Origin of the sequence: Oleisolibacter albus (assembly GCF_003336875.1) — a bacterium.
In the GTDB taxonomy this organism is placed as follows: Bacteria; Pseudomonadota; Alphaproteobacteria; order Azospirillales; family Azospirillaceae; genus Niveispirillum; species Niveispirillum album.
Window position 1 is genome coordinate 147370 of record NZ_QGNJ01000003.1, and the last position, 19672, is coordinate 167041.

A 19672-nucleotide genomic window follows, 5' to 3' on the forward strand; every position below is an offset into this window, starting at 1 on the left:
CATGGACAGGGCTGGCGTCAGACCGGATTCATGCAATCCAATCACCCCCGCAGGAAAACGGTTCCTACATGCAGACGCCTGGTCTTCAGCGCCACCGGCTCTATGAGGATTGCATTGCCATGGGCGTGGGGACGCTGTTCGTCTCCTTCGGCACCATGATCTATGCCAAGGCCATGTTGCTGGTGGGCAGCATCGCCGGTCTGGCCCTGCTGTTCCAGTATGTGACCGGGGTCGGCTTCTGGCTGCTGTTCTTTGTGCTGAACCTGCCCTTCTATGTGCTGGCCTGGAAGCGCATGGGCTGGCAGTTCACGCTGCGCACCTTCATCGCCGTCTGTCTGGTCTCGGCCTTGACGCGACTGACCAGCCAGTGGGTGGACTTCGCCAGCCTGAACACCGCTTATGCCGCCATTGTCGGCGGCGGGCTGATCGGGACGGGGCTGCTGATCCTGTTCCGTCACCGCATCGGGGTCGGTGGCATCAATATCCTGGCCCTGTATCTGCAGGACCATTGGGGCATCCGCGCCGGCTATGTGCAGATGGCCATCGATGGGGCCATCCTGCTGTCCGCCTTGTTCGTGCTGCCAGTGCAGAATCTGGTGTTTTCCGTGTTGGGCGCCGTCATCGCCAACATGATCATCGCCATCAATCACAGACCCGGCCGTTATCTCGGATCCAGCATCGACGCTGTCGGCTGATGTCGTTCTGCAATATAAAGATGCTGCCGGGTTACTTTAATTTGCAACGCTCCAGCTGAAGATCCGTCTTGGCTGTTCAGGACGTAGCTCTTCGCTCGGGACGAGCTTTTCTGATTCCGGGTTGCTTGCGTGTGAACTTTGCCACAGCAGCCCTTTTCTGTGCTGCCCCTCTTGCGGATTTGTCCTCGATATGAAATTGAGAGGCGTTCGCAGAATTTATGCCTCATGGCGTGGGACAGCAGATGATGAAGACCCTGTTTCTTGGATCGGCGGCTCTGGCGCTGGCGGTTGGATATGTGGCGCCGGTCCGGGCGCAGCAGACCGCAGCGGAGATCGAGGAGATCGTCGTTATCGGCCGCGCCTCCCAGGTGGAACTGACGGACAGCTATGCCGGCGGACAGGTGGCCCGCGGTGGCCGCGCCGGGTTGCTGGGCAATCTGGACATGATGGATGCGCCTTATGCTGGCACGGCCTATACCGCCGACCTGATCAGCCAGCAGCAGGCCATCAGCGTGGCCGATGTGCTGCGCAACGATCCCACGGTGCGGGTGGCCCGCGGTTTCGGCAATTTCCAGGAGCTGTATGTCATCCGCGGCTTCGCCGTCTATTCCGACGACATGACCTATAACGGCGTCTACGGCATCCTGCCGCGCCAGTTCCTGGCCGCCGAACTGGTGGAGCGCGTCGAGGTGTTCCGCGGTGCCAACGCCTTCCTCAACGGTGCGGCGCCGGGTGGCAGCGGCGTCGGTGGTGCCATCAACATCGTGCCCAAGCGGGCGCCGACCAACCCGCTGAACCGGGTCACCCTGGGCTATGAGAGCGACGGCCAAATCTATGGCGCTGTCGATCTGGCCCGGCGCTTCGGTTCGGGCAAGGAATGGGGGGGCCGTGTCAATGCCGTCCATCGCGACGGCAAGACCGGGGTCGACCGTGAGGACCGGAATCTCGACGTCGTCTCGCTGGGGGTCGATTACGAGGGCGAGCGTTTCCGTTTTTCCGCCGATGCCGGCTATCAGGACCACCACATCGATTCACCGCGGCCGAGTGTCTATATCGGTGCAGCGGTGCCTGCTGCGCCCGACGCTTCAACCAATTTCGCCCAGTCCTGGACCTACACCGACGAGCAACAGCTGTTCGGGGCCGTGCGCGGCGAGTATGACCTCACCGATGCCATCACCGTCTGGGCGGCGGCCGGCGGCCGCGACGGCAAGGAACACAATGTCCTGGCCAACCCGACAGCAGCGGCGGACGGCAGCATAACCAACTCCCGCTTCGACAATGCGCGCAAGGACAAGGTGCTGTCCGCCGATGTCGGTGTGCGCGGCGATTTCAAGACCGGTGCGATCGGACACCGGGTCGTTCTGTCGGGCTCGGCCATTTCCACAAAGGGCCTCAATGCCTATGCTGTTTCGGACAGCTTCAATGCCGGCACGTTGCGGAACACGGTCCGTGTCGCGGCGCCGGCCACGCCCTATGTCGGGGGTGATCTGGACAATCCGCGCAAGACCGAGCAGACCGACAATTCCAGCATCGCCCTGGCCGACATGCTGTCGTTCTGGGACGGCAAGGTGCTGCTGACCGTTGGTGCCCGCTATCAGGAGATCGAGACGCGGGGGTTCGCCTATGGCACGGCGGTGGAAACTTCGCGCTACAAGGATGATGCCGTCACGCCGGCCGTGGCCCTGGTCTACAAGCCGACCGAGCAGATCTCTCTCTATGCCAACTATGCCGAAGCCCTGCAGCCCGGCAGCGTCGTGCCCGAGCGGAACACGTCGAACCAGACCTATGTCAACGCCAACCAGGTCCTGTCCCCCTTCAAGGCCAAGCAGTACGAAACCGGGGCCAAGTATGATGGTGGCCGCTTCGGCGGCAGCCTCAGCCTGTTCTCCATCACCCTTCCCAACACGGTGGAGGAGCCGGCCGGCACACAGGTCCGCCTGACCAAGGATGGCGAGCAGCGCAACCGCGGCGTCGAACTTAGTGTCTTCGGCGAGCCTGTGGAGGATGTGAAGGTGATCGGCGGCCTCACCTACCTGGATGCGGAACTGCGCAAGACCCAGGGGGGTGCCAACGAAGGCAATACGGCGGTCGGTGTGCCGGACTGGCAGGCGAATATCACCGTCACCTGGGATGTGCCGGTTGTTTCTGGCCTCAGCCTCGATACCCGCCTGACCTATACGGACTCCCAGTACATCAATGCCGCCAATACGGCCAAGGCCCCGTCCTGGACCCGCTGGGATCTGGGCGTGAGCTACACCACGGCCTTCGCCGACAAGGACGTGACGCTGCGCGGCCGTGTGGAGAATGTCACCGACGAGAAGGACTGGGTCTCGGTGGGTGGCTATCCCGGTTCCAACTATCTGGTTCTCGGCGCACCGCGGACCTTCCTGCTGTCCGCCTCCCTCGACTTCTGATGCGATGGGGGCAGCCCGGGCAGGACGCTTGCGTGGTCCGGCCCGGACTGTCATTGCATGATCGGCGACCGGGGGCACCGACGAAGTCCCGGCGCGACACCAGGGAGGAACAATCATGCACAGGCTGCTGGTTCTCTACGGGCATCCCAAGGACCCCGACCATTTCCGCCGCTACTATGTGGAGACGCATGTGCCGCTGGCCATGCGGCTGCCCGGCCTGCGGGCCGGGCGCTACAGCTTCTCCCCCCGGGCGCTGGGCGGTGAGCCCCCCTATTTCTGCATCTTCGAGGGCGAGTTCGACAGCGAGGACGCGCTGATGGCGGCGCTGGGGTCGGATATCGGCCGCGCGGTGGCCGGCGACGTGGCCAACTATGCCAGCGGCGGCGCCACCTTGCTGCATTTCGACGCCGTGGAGGCGTGAGGCGCCTGCCGACCCCGGTCCCGACGTCGGGACCGGGGGCTCCGGCCAATCAGGCGCAGGCGGCGATGGCGGCGGCCAGCACCGGGACGGTGTCCAGAGTCAGGCCGGCCACATTGATGCGCCCGGACCCGGCCATATAGATGCCATGCTCGCTCTTCAGCCGGGCGATGGTGTCCGTGGCCAGGGGCAGCAGCGAGAACATGCCGTTCTGCCGCTCCACCGCCGCCAGCGGCCCGCCATGGGCGGACAGGGCGGCGCGCACGCCGCGCAGGCGGCTGCGCATGGCATCCAGCTCCGCCTGCCAGAGGGCAGTCAGCTCGGTATCGTCCAGCAGCAGGGCGATGGCGGCGGCTCCATGGTCCGGCGGCATCGACCAGTTGGCCCGGGCCAGCGCCAGCATGTTGGAATGGACACGGGCGGCATCGGCGGCACTGCCGGTCAGCACGAACAGGGCGCCCACACGCTCGCGGTAGATGCCGAAATTCTTGTCGCAGGAATAGGCGACCAATACCTCGGGGCAATGGTCCAGCACGGTGCGCACGCCGGCCGCGTCCGCGTCGAAGCCGGTGCCCAGCCCCTGATAGGCCAGATCCAGGAACGGGATGATCCCGCGGGCGGACAGCAGGGCCGCCACCTCCTGCCACTGCACCGGCGTCAGGTCGGCACCGGTGGGGTTGTGGCAGCAGCCATGCAGCAGGGCCACGTCGCCGGCCCCGGCCCGGTTGAGCGCCGCCATCAGCGCATCGAAGCACAGTGTCTGGCTGGCCGGATCGAAATAGCTATAGGTCTCCACGGTCAGACCGGCGGCGCGCAGGATCGGCGGATGGTTCGGCCAGGTGGGCGTGCCGAGCCAGACACGGGCGCCGGGCACGGTGGCCGCGATCAGTTCGGCACTCAGGCGCAGGGCGCCGGTGCCGCCGGGCGTCTGCACCCCGGTCATGCGGCCACCGAAGTCCATGCCGCCGAAGGCCAGCCGCTGCATATGGGCGGTGAAGGCCTCGTTTCCCTCCGGCCCCAGATAGGACTTGCTGTCCTGCCGCTGCCACAGGCGCTGCTCCGCCTCCTTCAGGGCAGCTGGCACCGGCGTGTTGCCAGCCTCGTCACGATAGACGCCGACACCCAGATCCAGCTTGTGCGGGCGCGGGTCGGCCCGGTACTGGCCGATCAGGGCCAGGAGCGCGTCGGCGGGCTGCTGTTGCAGGGGGCTGAAGAAGGACATGGCCGGCACCTGTGACGTGGCAGGGAAACGGGGGCGCAGCATAAGGCGGACGGCGCGCAATTTCCCGGCTGAATTTTCCACCGTGACAAGATCCGGCGCATGGATCGGTCGCGGTTCCCAGGGGGGGATCAGGCGGCGTGCAGGGCCCGGATGTCATCCACGCCAGCCAGGGGCCGGCCCAGAAGCCGGGCACCGGCGGCGATCTGGGCCACCAGGGCGGCATTGTCCGGCGCCAGGGTGCCGTCGGCCAGATGCAGATTGTTCTCGAACCCGACCCGTACATGTCCGCCCAGGGCGGCCGCGGCCAGGGCGCAGGCATTCTCCCGCCGGCCGAAGGCGCAGACGGTCCAGGGCAGCGGCTCCGCCGTCGCGGACAGGAAGGGCAGCAGGTCCTGCGGTGCGGAGACCTGGCCCACGGTGTAGCGGCCCAGCACGAACAGCAGGACGTCCCGGCCATCGGGTATGATGCCACGGGATTTCAGGTCCAGATAGCGGGCCACATCCTCCGGGTCATAAAGGATGACCTGGACCAGACAGTGCCCGGCCCGCAGGTCGGCGAAGAAGCGGGCCGCCTCCGCCTCATGGGCCGCATCGGGCACGATCTCGCGGATGGCCAGCGACACCGCCTCCGGCCGCACGGCCCGGACTACCGCCATCTGCTCCGTCGGCTGGTACAGGCCCGCGGCCTCGGTGGTGATCTGTACGATCATGCGGCCCCCGGTTTCCCGGCGGATGGCGTTCGTGGCCTCGCGGTAGGCGTCGGCATCCAGCAGATGGCGGCCGTCGGGGCGGCGCACATGGGCATGGATCATGGCGGCGCCGGCTTCCCGGCAGGCGGCGGCGGTGCGGGCCAGCTCGGTGGCCGTCAGCGGGATGGCCGGATGATCGGCTTTCAGGCGGCGGGCCCCGTTGGGCGCCACGGTGATGGCCAGGGGCGTCCAGTCGATGGGGGAGGGGGGAACGGTCATCGGCGCCTCAATCGGATACGGCCAGTCCCAGCCGCTTCATCTTGTCGTACAGGGTCTTGCGCGGGACCCCCAGCGTGGTTGCGGCGGCCGTGACCTGGCCGCCGGCGGTGCGCAGCGCTTCCTGGATCAGCTGGCGTTCCACCCGATCCATCAATTCGGGCAGGGTCAGGGGGATGTCCCCGGCCTCGGCCAGCTCCTGCCCCAGCAGCCCCAGCACGAAGCGGTCGGCGGCATTGCGCAGCTCGCGCACATTGCCGGGCCAGTCCTGCAGCATCAGCCGGCGCACCAGGGCCGGAGGCACCTCCGGCACCTCGCGTTGGTAGCGGCTGGCGGCCTGCAGCACGAAATGTTCGAACAGCAGCGGGATGTCGTCGCGGCGGTCGCGCAGCGGCGGCAGTGTCAGGGTGACGACATTGAGCCGGTAATAGAGGTCGGGGCGGAAACGGCCCTGGTCGCCCAGGAGCTTGAGATCCTCCTTTGTGGCGGCCACAACCCGGCAGCGCACCGGCACCGGTTCGTTGCCGCCCAGCCGTTCCAGCATGCGGTCCTGCAGCACCCGCAGCAGCTTGACCTGCAACGGGTAGGGCATGCTCTCGATCTCGTCCAGGAACAGGGTGCCGGCCCCGGCATGTTCGATCTTGCCGACACGGCGCTTGGCGGCGCCGGTGAAGGCGCCGGCCTCATGCCCGAACATCTCGCTTTCGAACATGCTCTCGGGGATGGCACCGCAATTGACGGCGACGAAGGGCTTGTCCTTGCGCGGGCTGCCGGCGTGCAGGGCGCGGGCCACCTGTTCCTTGCCGGTGCCGGTTTCGCCCAGCACCAGCACATCCACGTCGGTGGCGGCCAGATTGGCTACCAGATCACGCACCCGCACCATGGCTGCGCTCTGGCCCAGCAGGGCGCGGCCGATATCCCCCTCCCGGTCCAGGGCCCGGCGCAGCCGCCGGTTCTCCAGCACCAGGGCCCGCTTCTCCAGGGCGCGGCGGACGACGCCGACGAAATGCTCACTGACGAAAGGCTTCTCGATGAAATCGTAGGCGCCTTCCTGGATCGCGCGCACCGCCATGGCGATGTCGCCATGGCCGGTGATCAGCACCACCGGCAGTTCCGGGTCTATCGCCCGACATCGCGCCAGCAGCTCAAGCCCGTCCATGCCGCCCAGCCGCACATCGGTGACCAGCACTCCCGGCAGCTCCGCCGCCAGCTCCGGCAGCACGGCTTCGGCGGAAGCGAAGGTGCGGACGGTCAACCCCGCCAGCTGCAGCGTCTGCCGGCAGGTAAGCCGGATCATCTCCTCATCGTCGGTGAAGAGGACGGAAAGCCTGTTGCTCACGCGGGTCTCCCTCCGGTGCGGATTTCCGTCAGGGTCAGAATGAATTCGGCCCCCGTCGGCAGGCTGCTGGCCTCCAGCGTGCCGCCATAGTCCCGGGCGATGGCCAGGCTGATGGCCAGGCCCAGGCCCAACCCCTCACCGGCGGGTTTTGTGGTGAAGAAGGGGTCGAAGATGCGGCCGCGGACGGTATCGGGGATGCCAGGGCCATTGTCGCGCACCACCAGCGCCACAAGGCCGGGCCGGCTTGTCCGCTGCAGCGCGATCTCGATGAAGGGGTCGGGCATGCCCTTGACCGCATCGGCGGCGTTGCGCAGCAGATTGACCAGGACCTGCTGCAGCCGCACCGGCTCGAACGCCACTTTGATGTCCGACGGCACATCCACATCGACAATGATGCGTTCATTGGCGAAGCGCCGCTCCACCAGGGCCAGGGCCTCACGCACGGCCGTTGCCACTGGAACCGGACCGGGAGCACCGTCGCCGCGCCGGGAGAAACCGCGCAGCTGGGCGGTGATCTTCGACATGCGGTCCACCAGCTGGGCGATGAAGGTCAGATTCTCCCGCGCCTCGCTCTCCCGTCCCTGGTCGAGAAGCTGGGCGGCATTGTCGGCCAAGCCGCGCAGTGCCGTCAGCGGCTGGTTCAGTTCATGGGTCACGCCGGCGGCCATCTGGCCCAGCACGGCCATCTTGGCCGCCTGCACCAGATCGTTCTGGGCGGCGCGCAGCTCCTGCTCGGCCTGGGTGCGTTGCTCCACCTCGCGTTCCAGCCGGCCCTTGGCCGCCTCCAGATCAGCGGTGCGCTCCGCCACCTTGTGTTCCAGGTCGCCATAGGCCCGCTCCAGCGCAGCCTGGGCCTGGATCTGCTCGCTGAGACGCCGGCGGCGCTGGCGCCAGGCGAACAGCATCACAGCGGCCAGCACCGCGAGAAGGGCAATACCCGCCATGGCCGTGCGTTCGGTACGGACGACGAGGGAGGCATCGCCCAGCAGCAGCATGGTCCAGCCCTCCTGGCCCAGCGGTTTCCGGGCCAGAACGAAGGGAATCTCCTCCCCGGCCGGACCTGCCGGAATCCACCGTACCGGGTCCGCCATGGCCAGGGCGGTGGAAAAGGGAAGCTCCGGCAGCGGATGTGTGCCGTATTGCTTGGTTTCGGCCAACTGCCGGCGCACCGGTTCATCGAGCGGGCGGATGCTCTGCAACGTCCAGTCGGGCCGCGAGGCGAGGAAGGCGACACCAAAACGGTCGGTGACCAGCACCGCATCGCCGGCTTCCCGCCAGACGGCCTCGACGGTATCCAGCGACACCTTGGCGACAACGACCCCGATGACGCGGCCGCCGTCGCGAACGGGGCTGGCGATGAAGTAGCCGGGGATGCCGGTGACGTTGCCAACCCCGTAGAAGCGGCCCTCACCACCGGCCAGGGCCGCCTGGAAGTAAGGGCGGTAAGCGAAGTTCACGCCGACGAAACTGCCCGGCCGGTCCCAGTTGCCGGCGGCCAGCGTGTTGCCGTCGGGACCGATCAGATACAGCACGGCATTGCCGGCCCGGTCGCCCACGGCGGCAAGATAGCGGTTGACCCTGCCGGCCAGGGCCGGATCATCCGGGGTGCGGGCCAGTGCGGCCACAGCCGGGTCCAGGGCGACGGTGTAGGGCAGATGCGCGAAGCGCTCCACCGCCACATCCAGGCTCTGGGCATAGACCTCGAGTCGGCCCTGGACCTCGGCCAGCAGCCCGCGCAAGGCCCAGGCCGCCGCCTGCCGGCCCGCCATGATGGCGGCGGACCCGGCCAGCAGGACGACAACGACCAGCAGGAAAAGGCGAAGGCCCGGGCTCAGGCGCTTGCTCACGGATGGCGTCCCGTCTTGGCCGCGGGCGGTGTGGCTAATCGGTGGTCAGACCGGCCTGCTCCGCCGCCTCGTGGCGATGCTGTTCCTCCATCACCATGACCGCCAACTCGCGCTTCAACTCATTGAAGGCGTTGGTGCCGGAATCCCGCGGGCGCGGAATATCGACCCGGACATCCCGTTTCACCGTGCCCGGCCGGTAGGTCAGCACCACGATACGGTCGGCCAGATAGATGGACTCCTCAATGGAGTGGGTTACGAAGATAATGGTCTTGCCCAACTCCTGCCAGATTTTCAGCAACTCGTCCTGCAGCGAGCGCCGGGTCAGCGCATCCAGGGCGCCGAAGGGCTCGTCCATCAGCAGCACCGGACTGTCCAGGGCCAGGACACGGGCGATGGCGACGCGCTGGCGCATGCCGCCCGACAGGTCCTTGGGATAACGGTCGCGGAATTCCCGCAGATGCAGCTTCTCCAGCAGGACGTTCACGCGTTCGGCGATCTGGGCCTTGGGCAGGCCCTTGATATCCAGGCCGAAGGCCACGTTCTCGGCCACGCTCATCCAGGGGAACAGGGCGTATTCCTGGAAGACCATGCCGCGGTCTGGGCCGGGGCCCGTCACCGGGCGGCCATCGACCAGGATGGTTCCCGAGGTCGGCTGCGAGAAGCCGGCAACGGCGTTCAGCAGGGTGGATTTGCCGCAGCCGGAGGGGCCGAGAAGGCAGACGAACTCGCCGGCCTCCACGGTCAGGTTGATGTCCTGAAGCGCCACCACCTCCCCGCCGGGGATGGGGAAACGCTTATGGACGTCGCGAATCTCGATCGCGCTGCTCATGCTCTGGTCCTTTGATCGTCTGGCGGTCGCTGATGCGGTGTGGCGGCCGGGCGAACGGCACGTGGCCGGCCTGTCCGCCGCGACCTCAATGGTCGAGTCCGCGGTGCCAGCGCAGCAGGTGGTTGTTGATGCGGGAGACGCCGGCGTCGATGGCCAGGCCCCACAGGCCGATGGTCAGCATTCCGGCGATGATCTTGTCGGACCAGAAATACTCGCGCGCCTCCAGGATGCGGAAGCCCAGCCCGTTGTTGACGGCGATCATCTCCGACACGATCACCACGATGAAGGCGGTACCGATGCCGATGCGCACGCCGGACAGGATGTAGGGCGTGGCCGCCGGCAGGATGATGCGCAGGAAGATGGTGCCCCGGCCGGCGCCCAGATTGCGGGCAGCGCGCAGATAGATGCCGTCCACATGGCGCACGCCGGCGATGGTGTTGACCAGCACCGGGAAGAAGGCGCCGATGGCGATCAGGAAGATGGCTGGCGGGTTGCCCAGGCCGAACCACAGGATCGACAGCGGGATGTAGGCGATGGGGGGGATCGGGCGCAGCACCTGGATCAGCGGGTTCATCCAGCGGTAGATGAGGTTGGACGACCCCATCAGCAGCCCCAGCGGCAAGGCCAGCACGCCGCCGACCAGGAAGCCCATCAGCACCCGGTACAGGCTGCCGATGCTGTCGATGATCAGCTCACCCGACAGGGCCCAGCCCAGCCAGGACTGGCTGGCCGGATCATACTCCGTCAGCGGCAGCAGATAGGCCCACCATTTCTCCGCCACAGCCAGCGGAGACGGCAGGACATGGGCATTGACCCAGCCCATGCTGCACACGGCCTGCCAGACCACCAGAGTGGCCAGGGGCACCATCGCCCCTTCCGCCACGGACTTCCAGGTAACGGCTTTCATTGTCCCGATCCCCCCGCGAGGCTCAATTGACGTTCAGGGCGTGCTTGGCCTCGTCCAGCAACTCCGTCTTCACGAAGTCGGTGGCCTTGGGCGGCTTGGACATCTTGCCGATGCCATGCTTGGCCATGGTGTCGGTGGTGGCCTGGATGTGCTCCGGCGTGATCGACAGGGTGTAGGGGGCATTGCCGATAGCGGCGTCGAAGTCGGCTTCCGACAGCTGGTTGCTGAACAGCTTCTCACGCACGAATTTGGACGCGGTCTCCTTGCTGTCCATGAAGGTCTTGGTGGCCTTGACGAAGCACCGCATGTACTTCTCGGCCAGATCCCGATGTTCCTTCACGAAGGTCTCGGTCATGACCAGGGTGCGCACCGGCGAGCCGATGGGCGTGTCATAGGGCTTGACCACCTCGATGCCGAAGCCGGCGCTGACGGCCTGCGACCCCTGGGGCTCGGTCTGCATGATGGCATCCAGCTGCTTCAGCAGCAGGGCCTGGTTCAGGTCGGGATAGTTCAGATAGATGAGCTTGACGTCCTTGCCCGGCTGGTCTGACCCGGTGAGGCCGACTTTGGCCAGTTCGGCTGCCAGCAGCACCTCCTGGATGCCGCCGCGGGTCACGCCAACGGTCTTGCCCTTGAGGTCGGCCACGGTCTTGATGCCGGAGGCCGGGGTGGCGACCAGACGCGCGCCGCCCTGGGCGAAGCCGGCCACCACATAGATCGGCGCGCCGTTGGCACGGGCGGAAATGGCGGCTTCCGAGGCGGTCGCACCCACATCCAGCTCACCGGCCATGATGGCCTGCATGATGTCCGGACCCTTGGCGAAGATCTTGGTCTCCACCTTGATGCCGCAGGAGGGGGCGATCTCCTGCACATAGGAGACGGCGCCGAAATGGGCCAGCTTCAGGTTGCCGACGCGGATGACATCCTCGGCGGCCGCGGCGGTGGAGAGCAGGCTTGCAGACGCAAGAAGGGCGGCGAACAGGCGCAAGCGCGTTTTCATGAGGTTTCGTCCCTATCGACATTGTTCGGTGCGGCCGGGGCGAACCGGCCGCACATTGCCGATCCCACTTAGCAGGATGCATGCCAGTGCTGCGTTGCGCGCACAATTCGGCCGCATAACCAGTGGTGGCCTTTGTCCAATCCGACTGTGCAGTGCAGCAGCGGAAGGGATGTGCGGCGGAAATCCGGAATGGCGGCGAGCGTGCCGTAACATTTTTCGCCGCGACACCATCGGCAGACCGCTCCGGATCGGACCGGTTAGGGGACGGTGCCGGAAAAGGACGGCAATCGGCCTGATCCATGCCCCTGGCATTAAGAGGGGCCTAACGAATTGGAGGTATTTATTCGATGTAACGCCGCCCCTTGCCGGGGCGTGTCCCACTTCCGCGGGGTGATGGCCGTGTCAGCGCCGCAGTCATTACAAGCATTGCTCTATGCCAACGTTCCAATCGACCTGCATATGTCGGCGATGGAGTTGTATGTGACCATGCGGACATCCGCCGATATGGGCGATGTCAGTGATCGGGATCTGCAGAATTACCTCTGTTCCGAGGAATTCAGATTGATCCTCTTGTTGCATGAACAGAACCGCCGCGGCCAGTGGGATGCCGCGGGACCCGCTTCGGATGCGGGATCGGCAGGTCGGTCAGACCGTCCGGGGTGAGGGGCGGCGCGGAGGGGGATTGCCCATCCGCGCAGACGGGCCGGTGACATCCACGCGTTGCGATGAGCGTCGGCGCAGCAGTTGCGCCACCAGCAACAGCGTGGCGTCCAGCGCATCCTCCACGGCGCGCAAACGGATCAGGCGGGCCGCCGCCATGCTGATCTGTGTCCGGCGGGCCGTATCGTCATCCTTCTCGGCGTCCGGCGCACACAGATGGTTCAGCTGATGCTGCAAGCTATCCACCTGGTGTGTGACCCGGGCGAGATGGCAGAATGTTGCGCGTGCATGCGGGCAATCGGGGATGGGGGGGCCGTGTGTCCCATCCCAGAGCCCATCATCCGATGGCTTTCTGAAATCCTTCATTCGTCGCGCCTGGTGCAGGATTTTCCTTACCGTATCAGGGATATTATGCCGGCATCCCCGATGGGAAAGTCGTGCCGTCCAACTCATTGGTTGTTCTGCTGTTCCTTCGCCCTACGCCGGCCTCGCCTTTTTTTCGGACGGCGGGCGGGATGCGGGTCTGGCGTCTGCGGGGGGGGGGGGGGCGGGTCTGTTGCCGCTCCGGGGCCGCATCATCATGCCGCCTTGGGAGAATGAACCGCGATGTGCAGGGTTTGCCCTCCTGGTCCGTTGAAGCGGTAACGGCACAATCAGCCCCGATCCGGCCTCCATCCTTCGGCTGGGCGGCCATGAGCCGGTGACAGTCCGGCTTGAGGAGTGACGATGCAGCGTTCGGTGTGGGTGGTCCTGGTCCTGTCGGCGGTAGTGGCAGCCGGGGCGTGGTACGGTTTTGGTCGCCGGTCCGGGGGGGAGGGCCGCGCGGCCGCACCTCCGCCCGAGGTTACGGTCGCCACAGTAAGCCGCGGGCCAGCCGCCTTGTCGGTTGCTGCCGTCGGCACGGTTCGGCCCATCCAGTCCGTGCAGATCATGCCGCTGGTCGAGGGACCCATCATCCGGGTGGCCTTCACCGATGGACAACTGGTCCAGCCGGGCCAATTGCTGTTCGAAATCGATCCGCGCCCCTATCAGGCCGCTCTTGATCAGGCAGAGGGGCAGCAGGCCCAGGACCGGGCCAATCTTACCTCGGCCCGGCTCGATCTGGCGCGGGCGGAAGAGTTGGCGGAGAAGCGCTTCACCAGCCGGCAGTCCCTGGACCAGCAGCGCGCCACGGTCGAAGCCCTCACGGCGGCAGTCAAGGCCGACGAGGCCCGGGTGGCGGCCGCCCGGGTCAATCTGGAGCGGACCCGGATCACGGCCCCGGTGGCGGGCAAGGTCGGGCAGGCGCAACTGACCGTCGGCAATATCGCCCGTCCGGGTCAGACCACCCCGTTGACCACCATCAACCAGCTGAGTCCCATCGACGTGCAGTTCGCCCTGCCGCAGGCGCGCCTGCCCCAGATGCATACGGCCAACGGCCAGGGACCTGTTCCGGTCATTGCCCGGGATTCACAGACAGGCCGTACGCTGGCCCAAGGGGCGCTGGTCTTCATCGACAACACGGTTGATGCCGCGACCGGGACGGTGTCGATGAAGGCCCGCTTCGCCAACGAGGACGGGGTGCTCTGGCCGGGTCAGTTCCTGACCATGGCGGCACAGATTGACCAGCGGCCCGATGCCGTGCTGCTGGATCCGGCGGCCGTAGCCACCGGACCCGACGGCTATTACGTCTATGTGGTTCGTCCCGATGATACGGTGGAAGCGCGGGCGGTGACCCTGGCCGATCTGCAGGACGCGCGGGCCGTCGTCGATGCGGGTCTGAGCGGTGGTGAGCGCGTCATCGTCAATGGTCAGCTGCGCGTGGTGCCGGGGGGCAAGGTACGGGTCCGGCAGACTGCGCCCGCACCGGATCAGATGCCCGGTCCGGCCCAGGCTTCAGCCCTGCCGCAGGGAGCGCCGGCACGATGAGCAACGATACCCATCAGCCGGGGACCGGCGAACCGGACGTTCCGCCCCCAACGGAAAGCCATGCCGGCATCTCCGCCCCCTTCATCCGCCGTCCCATCGCCACGGTGCTGCTGTCACTGGCCCTGCTGGCGTTCGGCAGCGTCGCCTTCCTGTTGCTGCCGGTGGCGGCCTTGCCGCAGGTGGAGTTCCCGACCATCCAGATCAGTGCCAGCCTGTCGGGAGCCAGCCCCGAGGTGATGGCGCGTTCCGTGGCGGCTCCGTTGGAGCGGCAGTTGGCGACCATCGCCGGCACCACCCAGCTGACCTCCACCAGCTCAACCGGCACCACGCAGATCACCATGCAGTTCGATCTGAGCCGGGACATCGATTCCGCGGCCCAGGACGTGGCGGCGGCCATCCAGGCGGCCCGCGGGCGCCTGCCCAGCGATCTGCCGGATCCGCCAACCTATCGCAAGGTGAACCCATCGGAAGCGCCCGTGCTGCTGCTGGCCCTGACCTCCGATCAATTGCCCAGCTACGAGGTGACGCGCTGGGCCGACACGCTGGCGCAGCAGATTTCATCAGAACCCGGTGTGGCCGAGGTCCGCATCGCCGGTGAGCAGAAATACGCCGTCCGTATCGATCTCAACCCCACGGCGCTGGCGGCCCTGGGCATCGGTGTGGACGAGGTGGCCACCACCATCCAGCAGAGCAACCAGAACCAGCCCAAGGGCCAGCTGCAGGGGCCGGGGCGGGCCGTGGGGCTGGATGCCAACGACCAGCTGAAGGAGGCCAAGGCCTTCCGCGACGTGCTGGTGACCTACCGCAACGGGGCAGCGGTGAAGCTGCAGGACGTGGCCCGTGTCTATGATGGAGTCGAGGACGACCGGCAGCGCGCCATTTTCGGTGACCGTCCTGGCGTGTTGCTGCTGATCACCCGCCAGTCCGATGCCAACGTCATCGACACGGTCGACGGCATCCTGGGGCGCCTGCCGCAACTGACCCAGAGCGTCCCGCCGACCGTCTCGGTCGCCGTCGTTTCCGACCGTTCGCTTTCGGTGCGCGACAGCGTGCACGAGGTGGAGTTCACGCTGGTCCTGACCGTCGGGTTGGTGGTGCTGACCATCCTTCTGTTCCTGCGCAACATCACGGCGACGCTGATACCGGCCACGGCGGTGCCGCTGTCGCTGGTGGGCACCTTCGCCGTCATGTATGCCTGCGGCTACAGCCTGAACAATCTCAGCCTGATGGGGCTGACCATCGCCGTGGGGCTGGTGGTGGATGATGCCATTGTCATGCTGGAAAACATCGTCCGCCATATCGAGGAAGGGTTGCCGCCGTTCCGCGCGGCATTGAAGGGCGCGTCGGAGATCGGTTTCACCATCGTCTCCATCACCATCAGTCTGGTGGCGGTGTTCATCCCGCTGCTGCTGATGGGGGGCATCGTCGGCCGGCTGTTCCGGGAATTCGCTGTCACCGTGACGGCAGCACTGATCGTCTCCATGCTGGTGTCGCTGACACTGACGCCGATGCTGGCCTCCCGCTACATCCGGCCTGAGCCTCCGCCAGAGCGCCGGGGCCGGCTCTACCGCCTGTCCGAGCGTGCTTTCGACGGTATGCTGCAGGCGTATGAGCGGAGCCTGGATGTCGTGCTGCGTCACCAGCTCGTGACGCTGCTGGCCACGCTGCTGGTCATGGCCTGCACGGTCGCGCTTTACATCCATCTGCCCAAGGGCTTCCTCCCGCAGGAGGATACCGGCCAGATCCAGGGACAGGTGGAGGCGTCCCCCGACGTTTCCTTCACCCGCATGCTGCAGCTGATGGGCGAGGTCACGGCCGTGGTCAATGCCGATCCCGACGTCCAGGCGTCCGCGGCCTTCCTGGGAGGCCGCGCGGGTTCGGGAAACACGGGACGCATGTTCATCACCCTGAAACCACGGGGAGACCGTGACCGCAGTGCCGATGCGGTCATCGCTTCGCTGCGGCCGAAATTCGCCAGACTGCAGGGGGTGAAGGTGTTCCTGCAGGCCAGCCAGAATATCCGCATCGGCGGGATGCAGACCCGCTCCCAGTATCAGTTCACGCTGCGTTCCCTGGATGCGGCGACTCTGAACAGCTGGGCGCCGCGGATCGAGGCGGCGTTGCGGACCGTGGACGGGGTGGAGGATGTGGCTTCCGACCAGCAATCAATCAGCCCGCGTCTGGCCCTGACCGTGGACCGTGTGCAGGCGGGCCGTCTGGGCGTCACCATCCAGTCGGTGGATGCGGCCCTTTACGGGGCCTTCGGCGACCGTTTCGTCTCCACCATCTATGCCGATACCGACCAGTACCGGGTGGTGATGTCGGTGGCCGACCGTTTCCAGACCGACGCCAGCGCGCTGGAGGGGCTCTATGTCCGCTCCAGCAGCGGCGGGCTGGTGCCGCTGACAGCCTTCACCACGGTGAAGCCGGCGGTGGCGGCCCTGTCGGTCAACCATTCCCAGCAGTTCCCGTCGGTCACGCTGTCCTTCAATCTGCGCCCCGGCACCTCGCTGGGCCAGGTGATCCCGCAGATCCAGGCCATTCCGGCCGGGATCGGGGCGCCGCCCACCATCTCGGCCCTGTTCCAGGGCACGGCGCAGGAATTCCAGCGTTCCCTGTCCAGCCAGCCCCTGCTGATCGCGGCGGCGCTGTTCGCCGTCTATGTGGTGCTGGGCGTGCTGTATGAGAGCTTCATCCATCCCATCACCATCCTGTCCACCATTCCCTCGGCCGGGTTGGGGGCGTTGTTGGGACTGTGGGGCACCGGGCTGGAACTGAGCGTCGTGGCCATCATCGGCATCATCATGCTGATCGGCATCGTCAAGAAGAACGCCATCATGATGGTGGACTTCGCCATTCAGGAGGAGCGGACGGGCAGAAGCCCGGCCGAGAGCATCCGTCAGGCCTGTCTCAAGCGGTTCCGGCCGATCATGATGACCAGCTTCGCCGCCATCCTGGGGGGTGTGCCGCTGGCCCTGTCCAGCGGCTATGGGGCGGAGCTGCGAACGCCGCTGGGTGTCACCATCGTGGCCGGCCTGCTGGTCAGCCAGGTGCTGACGCTCTATTCGACGCCGGTCATCTATCTCTATCTCGACCGCTTGCAGGTGCGCCTGTCGCGGCGCGGTCAGGCAACGGCACCGGTGGCGGCGGAATAATGGGGCATCAGACCGGCGCCGCCCGGGCGGCTGCGCCGGCCGCCTCCACCAGCCAGCTGCGGAAGGCCGCCAGCGGGCCATAGGCATCCCGCTCCGGCGGATAGACCAGATGATAGCCACCGCTCCCGTCCAGTCGCTGGCCGGGCAGCCTGCGCAACTCGCCGCTGTCGATCTCGTCCTGGACCAGGATGCTGGGCACCAGGGCACAGCCGAGCCCGGCGACCGCGGCGCGGATGACCAGCAGGAACTGTTCGAACACCAGGGCGGGCTGGTCCGTGCCGCGTTGCAGCCCCTGGGTCCGGAACCAGCGGTCCCAGCCATCCAGGCGCGTTTCCTGCAGCAGCAGCGGCAGGTGCAGCAGATCGGCGGGCGCGCGCGCGCGCTCGGCCAGGGCGGGGGCGGCCACCGGCACCAGCTCCTCCCCCAGGAAGCGCAGGCAGACCAGACCCGGCGCCGTCGGCGCGCCGCTGAGGATGGCCGCGTCGATCCCCTCCGCCCGCAGATCGAAGGGGCGGACGCGGGTGGAGAAATTGATGCTGATGTCGCGGTGCCGGGCGAAGAAATCGGGCAGGCGCGGCATCAGCCAGCGGGCGCCGAAGGTGGGCAGGATGGCCAGATCCAGCGTGCCGCCGCCGCTGTCGAAGGCGATGGTGCGGGCACTGGCCTGGGCCAGCCGCGACAGCACCTCCCGCGCCTGTTCGGCGAAGTAACGGCCGGCGGGGGTCAGGCCGATGCGCTGGCGCACCCGGTGGAACAGGGCGACGCCCAGCTGCGCCTCCAGCTGGGCCACATGCCGGCTGATGGCCCCCTGGGTCAGGTTCAACTCAGCGGCGGCACGGGTGAAGCTGCCCAGCCGGGCCGCCGCCTCGAACGCGGCCAGGGCGGCGGTGCCGGGCAGCAGGCGGCGGGCGAACATGGGCGGTCTTCCTGTGCATGATGATCATGGCGACTTTACACGCCCGTGCCGACATCGCCAGTCCGGTCTGCCCTGTTGATGAGTAAAAATCATGAAGTGGATGATCAAAGCTGGTTTGATCCGGGGCCGATCCCGGCGTAAACGGAGCGGGAAGCCCGGCGCGGGGTCGCTGCCTGCCGGGAGATTTGGGGAGGAGATGCGCGATGGCCGAGGCGTTCCGCTGGGATGATCCGTTCCTGCTGGAGGATCAGCTGACGGAGGAGGAGCGGATGATCCGCGACACCGCCCGCGCCTATGCCCAGGAGCGGCTGCAGCCGCGGGTGACCCAGGCCTTCGCCGCCGAGGAGACGGATCCCGCCATTTTCCGGGAGATGGGGGCGTTGGGCCTGCTGGGCATGACCGTTCCGGAAACCTATGGCGGCGCCGGCGTCGGCTATGTCTCCTATGGGCTGGTCGCCCGCGAGATCGAGCGTGTGGACAGTGGTTACCGCTCGATGATGAGCGTGCAGTCCTCGCTGGTCATGCATCCGATCCACGCCTATGGCAGCGAGGCGCAGCGGCGCACCTATCTGCCGAAACTGGCCTCGGGCGAGTGGATCGGCTGTTTCGGCCTGACCGAGCCGGACGCCGGCTCCGATCCCGCCGGCCTGCGTACCCGGGCCGAGAAGGTGGCCGACGGCTACCGGCTGACCGGCAGCAAGATGTGGATCTCCAACGCGCCGATCGCCGATGTGTTCGTGGTCTGGGCCAAGTCTGACGCCCATGATGGCGCCATCCGCGGCTTCGTGCTGGACAAGGGGCTGCCCGGTCTGACGGCGCCGAAGATCGGTGGCAAGCTGTCCCTGCGCGCCTCCATCACCGGCGAGATCGTCATGGATGGGGTGGTGGTGCCGGAGGAGGCGCTGCTGCCCAACGTCTCCGGCCTGAAGGGGCCGTTCGGCTGTCTGAACCGGGCCCGCTACGGCATCTCCTGGGGCGCCATGGGTGCGGCGGAAGCCTGTTTCGAGGCCGCCCGCCGGTACACGCTGGACCGCAAGCAGTTCGGCCGGCCCCTGGCCGCCACCCAGCTGGTCCAGAAGAAGCTGGCCGACATGCAGACCGAGATCGCGCTGGGCCTGCAGGCCTCCCTGCGGGTCGGCCGCCTGTTCGATGCCGGAACGGTGGCGCCGGAAATGATTTCGATTGTGAAACGGAACAATTGCGGCAAGGCGCTGGACATTGCCAGGCAGGCCCGCGACATGCATGGCGGCAACGGCATTTCCGAGGAGTTCCAGGTCATCCGCCACATGCTGAACCTGGAAACCGTCAACACCTACGAGGGCACGCACGACATCCACGCCCTGATCCTGGGCCGGGCCATCACCGGTATCCAGGCATTCTTCTGAGGACGAGGCGCC

16 protein-coding genes are annotated in these 19672 nt (G+C 66.9%); 7 read left to right on the forward strand and 9 right to left on the reverse strand.

The genetic code is table 11. The features are described from left to right. Nucleotides 1–68: 68 nt before the first annotated feature. From DK368_RS05615 to DK368_RS05625, 3 genes are all read left to right on the forward strand, one after another. Nucleotides 69–695 carry a YitT family protein gene (locus tag DK368_RS05615; protein WP_114392837.1) on the forward strand — a complete coding sequence of 209 codons (627 nt, stop codon included), beginning with the start codon at nucleotides 69–71 and terminating at the stop codon, nucleotides 693–695. 242 nt (nucleotides 696–937) lie between these two features. Further along, complete coding sequence (locus tag DK368_RS05620; protein ID WP_240002347.1) at nucleotides 938–3109, forward strand: TonB-dependent receptor; 2172 nt, start codon at nucleotides 938–940, stop codon at nucleotides 3107–3109. A 115-nt stretch (nucleotides 3110–3224) separates the two neighbouring features. Further along, nucleotides 3225–3530 (forward strand): EthD family reductase, encoded by a 306-nt coding sequence (locus tag DK368_RS05625; protein WP_114392839.1) that lies wholly within the window; start codon nucleotides 3225–3227, stop codon nucleotides 3528–3530. Nucleotides 3531–3579: 49 nt separating this feature from the next. Here the strand turns inward: DK368_RS05625 and DK368_RS05630 are convergent, their stop codons facing one another. The 7 genes from DK368_RS05630 to DK368_RS05660 form a co-directional block, all read right to left on the reverse strand. Beyond that, nucleotides 3580–4749 (reverse strand): amino acid aminotransferase, encoded by a 1170-nt coding sequence (locus DK368_RS05630; RefSeq protein ID WP_114393120.1) that lies wholly within the window; start codon nucleotides 4747–4749, stop codon nucleotides 3580–3582. 128 nt (nucleotides 4750–4877) lie between these two features. Beyond that, nucleotides 4878–5717, reverse strand: a complete 840-nt coding sequence (locus DK368_RS05635) for a beta-keto acid cleavage family enzyme (protein ID WP_114392841.1) — start codon at nucleotides 5715–5717, stop codon at nucleotides 4878–4880. A gap of 7 nt (nucleotides 5718–5724) precedes the next feature. Continuing rightward, nucleotides 5725–7053 (reverse strand): sigma-54-dependent transcriptional regulator, encoded by a 1329-nt coding sequence (locus DK368_RS05640; protein WP_275668474.1) that lies wholly within the window; start codon nucleotides 7051–7053, stop codon nucleotides 5725–5727. Continuing rightward, complete coding sequence (locus tag DK368_RS05645) at nucleotides 7050–8900, reverse strand: ATP-binding protein (RefSeq protein ID WP_114392843.1); 1851 nt, start codon at nucleotides 8898–8900, stop codon at nucleotides 7050–7052. Before DK368_RS05645 ends, DK368_RS05640 begins: the two co-directional genes overlap by 4 nt. A 34-nt stretch (nucleotides 8901–8934) precedes the next feature. Further along, nucleotides 8935–9729 (reverse strand): ABC transporter ATP-binding protein, encoded by a 795-nt coding sequence (locus tag DK368_RS05650; protein WP_114392845.1) that lies wholly within the window; start codon nucleotides 9727–9729, stop codon nucleotides 8935–8937. 85 nt (nucleotides 9730–9814) lie between these two features. Further along, nucleotides 9815–10636 (reverse strand): ABC transporter permease, encoded by an 822-nt coding sequence (locus DK368_RS05655; RefSeq protein WP_114392847.1) that lies wholly within the window; start codon nucleotides 10634–10636, stop codon nucleotides 9815–9817. Nucleotides 10637–10658: 22 nt separating this feature from the next. Then, nucleotides 10659–11636: an ABC transporter substrate-binding protein gene (locus DK368_RS05660; protein ID WP_114392849.1), complete on the reverse strand. Its 978-nt coding sequence runs from the start codon at nucleotides 11634–11636 to the stop codon at nucleotides 10659–10661. Between the two features lie 399 nt (nucleotides 11637–12035). On the opposite strand from DK368_RS05660, the gene DK368_RS21260 reads away from it, so the two are divergent. Then, nucleotides 12036–12299: a hypothetical protein gene (locus DK368_RS21260; protein ID WP_155524482.1), complete on the forward strand. Its 264-nt coding sequence runs from the start codon at nucleotides 12036–12038 to the stop codon at nucleotides 12297–12299. On the opposite strand, the gene DK368_RS05665 is transcribed toward DK368_RS21260, so the two are convergent. Beyond that, the gene (locus tag DK368_RS05665; RefSeq protein ID WP_155524483.1) at nucleotides 12282–12542 is read right to left on the reverse strand and encodes a hypothetical protein; all 261 of its coding nucleotides are present in this window, start codon (nucleotides 12540–12542) and stop codon (nucleotides 12282–12284) included. The genes DK368_RS21260 and DK368_RS05665 overlap by 18 nt on opposite strands. Nucleotides 12543–13022: 480 nt before the next feature. Here DK368_RS05665 and DK368_RS05670 point away from each other — a divergent pair, with 480 nt between their 5' ends. Continuing rightward, nucleotides 13023–14204, forward strand: coding sequence for an efflux RND transporter periplasmic adaptor subunit (locus DK368_RS05670; protein ID WP_114392853.1), 1182 nt, complete (start codon nucleotides 13023–13025; stop codon nucleotides 14202–14204). Next, nucleotides 14201–17359: an efflux RND transporter permease subunit gene (locus tag DK368_RS05675; RefSeq protein WP_114392855.1), complete on the forward strand. Its 3159-nt coding sequence runs from the start codon at nucleotides 14201–14203 to the stop codon at nucleotides 17357–17359. The genes DK368_RS05670 and DK368_RS05675 overlap by 4 nt, the downstream gene beginning before the upstream one ends. 7 nt (nucleotides 17360–17366) lie before the next feature. Here the strand turns inward: DK368_RS05675 and DK368_RS05680 are convergent, their stop codons facing one another. Then, entirely contained in the window at nucleotides 17367–18275 is a 909-nt protein-coding gene (locus tag DK368_RS05680; RefSeq protein ID WP_114392857.1) for a LysR family transcriptional regulator, read from the reverse strand. Between the two features lie 203 nt (nucleotides 18276–18478). Between DK368_RS05680 and DK368_RS05685 the strand changes: the two genes are divergently transcribed. Continuing rightward, a complete protein-coding gene (locus tag DK368_RS05685; protein ID WP_114392859.1) occupies nucleotides 18479–19660 on the forward strand; it encodes an acyl-CoA dehydrogenase in 1182 nt (393 codons plus the stop codon). Nucleotides 19661–19672: the final 12 nt, after the last annotated feature.

What these genes read in the sequence shown, in the direction of transcription:
- DK368_RS05630 (WP_114393120.1), bottom strand. Translation starts at nt 4,749, where the DNA reads ATGTCCTTCTTCAGCCCCCTGCAACAGCAGCCCGCCGACGCGCTCCTG.
- DK368_RS05635 (WP_114392841.1), bottom strand. Translation starts at nt 5,717, where the DNA reads ATGACCGTTCCCCCCTCCCCCATCGACTGGACGCCCCTGGCCATCACC.
- DK368_RS05625 (WP_114392839.1), top strand. Translation starts at nt 3,225, where the DNA reads ATGCACAGGCTGCTGGTTCTCTACGGGCATCCCAAGGACCCCGACCAT.
- DK368_RS05615 (WP_114392837.1), top strand. Translation starts at nt 69, where the DNA reads ATGCAGACGCCTGGTCTTCAGCGCCACCGGCTCTATGAGGATTGCATT.
- DK368_RS05655 (WP_114392847.1), bottom strand. Translation starts at nt 10,636, where the DNA reads ATGAAAGCCGTTACCTGGAAGTCCGTGGCGGAAGGGGCGATGGTGCCC.
- DK368_RS05670 (WP_114392853.1), top strand. Translation starts at nt 13,023, where the DNA reads ATGCAGCGTTCGGTGTGGGTGGTCCTGGTCCTGTCGGCGGTAGTGGCA.
- DK368_RS05650 (WP_114392845.1), bottom strand. Translation starts at nt 9,729, where the DNA reads ATGAGCAGCGCGATCGAGATTCGCGACGTCCATAAGCGTTTCCCCATC.
- DK368_RS05685 (WP_114392859.1), top strand. Translation starts at nt 18,479, where the DNA reads ATGGCCGAGGCGTTCCGCTGGGATGATCCGTTCCTGCTGGAGGATCAG.
- DK368_RS05675 (WP_114392855.1), top strand. Translation starts at nt 14,201, where the DNA reads ATGAGCAACGATACCCATCAGCCGGGGACCGGCGAACCGGACGTTCCG.
- DK368_RS05620 (WP_240002347.1), top strand. Translation starts at nt 938, where the DNA reads ATGATGAAGACCCTGTTTCTTGGATCGGCGGCTCTGGCGCTGGCGGTT.
- DK368_RS05660 (WP_114392849.1), bottom strand. Translation starts at nt 11,636, where the DNA reads ATGAAAACGCGCTTGCGCCTGTTCGCCGCCCTTCTTGCGTCTGCAAGC.
- DK368_RS05680 (WP_114392857.1), bottom strand. Translation starts at nt 18,275, where the DNA reads ATGTTCGCCCGCCGCCTGCTGCCCGGCACCGCCGCCCTGGCCGCGTTC.